Below are 3,767 nucleotides of genomic sequence, written 5' to 3'. Positions count from 1 at the left end.
GATAAGTCTTGATAACTCTGAGACTAATGGCTATTTAAAAGAGCGGGATATATCAGATCCAACTGTTACGGGCCAAAATGTTGTATTTTTTACTACTACAGAGCCCACAAGCAACTTATGCGGTTTTGGTGGCAGGACACGCATATGGGGTTTAAACTGTGCAACAGGTGCTGCTGCTTTGGATAATTCTTGTTCTGGTTATGTTGTAAATAATGTAAATGGTACCTTGCTTTTGCAAACTTCTACAGGAGCTGTAACACAAATAAATCCAAATACTACATTTACAAAAAACAACCCTACAACTGCATGGCAACAAGGTGTATCGCCAGAAACATCAACAACATTTGTTGCGCCTTTTAGTGGTCAAGCAGGGATTATTATACAATGGAAAAAAGAGTAAACAGAGCATTTACTCTCCTTGAAGTAGTGCTGGTTATAGCAATCCTTGCTATCGTTTTGGCTATAGCAATACCAAATTTTGATCGCTATATAAAAGACTATAATATACAAAAACAAATTAACAAGCTTTATGCAGACATCAATTATGCAAAATTTTACGGTGTAGCACATCAAATACCTATAAATATAAATATAACTCAAAATCAGATAAAAGCTCTAACGAATCAAACAAATCCAGTGCTTATAGTGCAAGATAATTTTAAGTATCCTATATCGTGTTCTGACAATACAACGCTAATTACTCTAAATGCATTTGGTATAGCTAAAGGTAGTGTAAATTGTTTTGTTAATGAACAAAATAATGCAAACCCAAATTGTTTTAAAATTGAATTTGCAAAAATAAGCACTGGCAGGTGGATTAATGGCAACTGTAAAGAATAAAGCATTTACTATAATAGAAGCAATAGTAGCTTTATTTATTTTGCTTATTGTAATTTTAGGGCTTTTGTATAGCTTGGATTTATCAATAAATTTAAATATGCAAAATGCACTGAGAAACCAGGCACTAAGGGTTGCTCAATCTCAAGTGGATGAAATTTTAAATAATGCTAATAATAATCCTATAACAACACCATTTACTAAAACTGTGACTGTACCAATTAATAATTTTTCTCAAAACTACACTGTAAGTGTATCACCATCAATAGAACCTCAAAATGAAGTTATTTTATATACCGTAACAGTAAGCTGGGTTTATAAAGGTCAGACTTATTACCATACTCAAACAACAGCGGTGCATTTATGAAAAAAGGATTTACATTAATAGAGATTTTAGTTGCTTTATTTATCACAATGATAGTTTTAGCAATTGGCTATTTTACATATATTAAAATTATGAAAGGTTCTTTATTCCAATCCAGTATAAGCAGCACTCAAATTTCCACGTTGTCTGGTACTTCTCTATTGCAATATGATATTTCTATGTCTGGTTATGGTTTGCCTTTATCTGGTCCTATAGAAACTCCGCTAAATTTTCATGAAGCAACAAATTCTACAGCAAGTGCCTACAATTATAATACTTTACCAGCTAGCGCGTATAACATCGGACAAAATTCACAAACGCAACCAAACTCTTCTTATTTAGTGATAAGATCTTCAATTGCTGATATAAATAGTGCTTCACAAAAATGGGCTATTGCTTATTACAATACAAATACAAACAATTGGGATATTGATTACAACCCAGATAATTCATTAAGTAATTTTTCTTCTAATGATAACGACTATTGTATAGTTATGGATTCAAACAAAACATTGTTAGAAAATCCAAATGGCAATTTTTATTTCAATTTTTCTGATTTTGCAAATTCTATAAATAATTTAAACTTAAATCAATCTCAAATTTATTTAATCTATGGTATTGACTCCACTGTGCAGCCTCGTATGCCATTTAACAGGGTAGATTATTTTTTAAGTCAAGATAATATACCAAGTTTTTGTGATCCGAATACCTATGAACTTTATCGTTCTGTGATAAGCCAGAACAACGGATCAAATACGCTAATGCCACTTTTAGACTGTGTAAAAGCTTTTTTTGTAGAAAGTAAAATAGGTAATAATTGGTATAGCTCAACAAGCAATTTAACTCCAAATACAATAAATAGTCAGACACAGTTAATAAAAGTTTTTATATTAAAACAATCAAGTAAATATTCAAACAGTATAATTAGCACAAATAATATACCTGTTGGTGATGGCGATGTAGGGACACTGTATAATTTTAAACCATCTGGCATTGATTCGCATTACGAGTGGAAAGTTATAAAAATGACTATAAAACCAATGAATATAGGTCAAAATCAATGAGAAAAAACCAAAACGGCATTGCTTTGATTATCGTCATATTCATAAGTGCACTTGCATTAATTTTAGTTGGTTTAATGCTTTGGCTAATTTTAGGAAGCACAAAAATTTCTGGTATGAGTTCAGAGTATAAGACTGCTCAGGATGCGGCAAAAGGTGCTAGCAATATTGTTATATCCATGCTTAAATTTGATTCTTCAACGCCTGATTTGCCACCAGATTATTATACAATTCCTAATCCAACATGTATGACTATAAAATTAGAAAAACCTAGCATTGCCTGGAGTAACTGGAACTGTTCGAATGCAAATCCAGATATTATTATGCAACTTGGATCTTACAAAGTTTATGCTACAATAGTCTTAACCCAAGTGATATTGCCAGAAAAAAATAATGCTTTAGATACCTATTTTTACACGGTAAAAATTCATGCATTCAATAATAAAAATGAAAGTTCAAATATTGCTTTTGTCTATAAAATTTCAAGATAAAATTATATAAAAATTTTATCAAATTTGACAATATAATTAGTAGGTATTATATTTATAATTTGCAAAAAGGGGGTGCTTATGGATTTATTTAATGTTCATGCTCAAGCAAGTGTGTTGATGACACTGGTTTTGGCTTATTTATTGGGTATTGTTCATGGTATTACACCTGATGAGCATACTTGGCCAATTACTTTTAGCTATTCAATAGGTAGTTACTCTGCCAAAAAAGGTTTTTTAATTGGTTTAGCTTTTTCTTTAGCATTTAGTGTGCAACGCGCGCTTGCAAGTGAACTTGCTTATTTTTCTTTAATAAGTTTTATGTCAAAACCATACATTGATTATATAGTGTATGTGATTGTTGGAAGTGCAATGGTGTTTGGCGGTTTGTATGTTTTTAGATTTAATAATGTATTCCATATACACTTTGATAAAATAGATAAAACACACCATCAGGAAGCATTATCTGGTAAATATATTGACGAAAAACACAAAAAAACCACCTACAAAATGGCTATAGTTCACGGCTTTATTGCCGGATGGGGTTTTGGCGCATTTGCTTTAATTTTATATACAGTACTTGCTCCTTCTATGCCAAACGCTTATGTTGCCTGGTTACCTGGTTTTGTATTTGGGCTTGGAACAACTACAGTTCAAATTTTAGCAGGTGCTTTTTTTGGTATTATGGGAAAAAGATTGAGTCTTCCAGAAAATGTAAGTCAACATATAGCTAAGCTAACTGCCGCAAGAACACTTATCCTTGGCGGTTTTATGTTTGCATTATCGGGCATTCTGGGTTTGAGTGACCCAAAATTATTGTCATTTAATATAGTAACACCAATTAAAGTTCACAATTTGCATAATCTAAATATTGGCTTTTTCCTGGTAATCGCGGTAGTGGTGGGCATTGGGCTTTCTACATTTTTAATAGAAACAATCAAATATAAAAGACTATATAAGACTACCTAAACCTTATCAAATAATCAAATTCATCTGTTTTGCCAATGCTGTTAGCAA

6 protein-coding genes are annotated in these 3,767 nt (G+C 31.7%); all 6 read left to right on the top strand.

Annotation, left to right across the window (positions count from 1 at the left end; all coding sequences use genetic code 11):
* The coding region (locus ACP5FO_RS08525) for a hypothetical protein (RefSeq protein ID WP_428110830.1) at window positions 1–400 on the top strand (400 nt) is incomplete at its 5' end.
* Window positions 385–840: a pilus assembly FimT family protein gene (locus tag ACP5FO_RS08520; RefSeq protein WP_428104128.1), complete on the top strand. Its 456-nt coding sequence runs from the start codon at window positions 385–387 to the stop codon at window positions 838–840. The genes ACP5FO_RS08525 and ACP5FO_RS08520, both read left to right, overlap by 16 nt.
* Window positions 821–1,204, top strand: coding sequence for a prepilin-type N-terminal cleavage/methylation domain-containing protein (locus ACP5FO_RS08515; protein WP_025391979.1), 384 nt, complete (start codon window positions 821–823; stop codon window positions 1,202–1,204). The genes ACP5FO_RS08520 and ACP5FO_RS08515 overlap by 20 nt, the downstream gene beginning before the upstream one ends.
* Window positions 1,201–2,265 carry a prepilin-type N-terminal cleavage/methylation domain-containing protein gene (locus ACP5FO_RS08510; RefSeq protein ID WP_428110832.1) on the top strand — a complete coding sequence of 355 codons (1,065 nt, stop codon included), beginning with the start codon at window positions 1,201–1,203 and terminating at the stop codon, window positions 2,263–2,265. The genes ACP5FO_RS08515 and ACP5FO_RS08510 overlap by 4 nt, the downstream gene beginning before the upstream one ends.
* Window positions 2,262–2,753 carry a hypothetical protein gene (locus ACP5FO_RS08505; RefSeq protein WP_428110833.1) on the top strand — a complete coding sequence of 164 codons (492 nt, stop codon included), beginning with the start codon at window positions 2,262–2,264 and terminating at the stop codon, window positions 2,751–2,753. The genes ACP5FO_RS08510 and ACP5FO_RS08505 overlap by 4 nt, the downstream gene beginning before the upstream one ends.
* Window positions 2,754–2,831: 78 nt before the next feature.
* Window positions 2,832–3,719: a sulfite exporter TauE/SafE family protein gene (locus tag ACP5FO_RS08500; RefSeq protein WP_428157386.1), complete on the top strand. Its 888-nt coding sequence runs from the start codon at window positions 2,832–2,834 to the stop codon at window positions 3,717–3,719.
* Window positions 3,720–3,767 lie beyond the last annotated feature (48 nt).

Source organism: Desulfurella sp. (assembly GCF_049977265.1).
In the GTDB taxonomy this organism is placed as follows: domain Bacteria; phylum Campylobacterota_A; class Desulfurellia; order Desulfurellales; family Desulfurellaceae; genus Desulfurella.
This window is presented reverse-complemented; position numbering and strand designations above follow the sequence as displayed.

What these genes read in the sequence shown, in the direction of transcription:
- ACP5FO_RS08520 (WP_428104128.1), top strand. Translation starts at nt 385, where the DNA reads ATGGAAAAAAGAGTAAACAGAGCATTTACTCTCCTTGAAGTAGTGCTG.
- ACP5FO_RS08515 (WP_025391979.1), top strand. Translation starts at nt 821, where the DNA reads ATGGCAACTGTAAAGAATAAAGCATTTACTATAATAGAAGCAATAGTA.
- ACP5FO_RS08510 (WP_428110832.1), top strand. Translation starts at nt 1,201, where the DNA reads ATGAAAAAAGGATTTACATTAATAGAGATTTTAGTTGCTTTATTTATC.
- ACP5FO_RS08505 (WP_428110833.1), top strand. Translation starts at nt 2,262, where the DNA reads ATGAGAAAAAACCAAAACGGCATTGCTTTGATTATCGTCATATTCATA.
- ACP5FO_RS08500 (WP_428157386.1), top strand. Translation starts at nt 2,832, where the DNA reads ATGGATTTATTTAATGTTCATGCTCAAGCAAGTGTGTTGATGACACTG.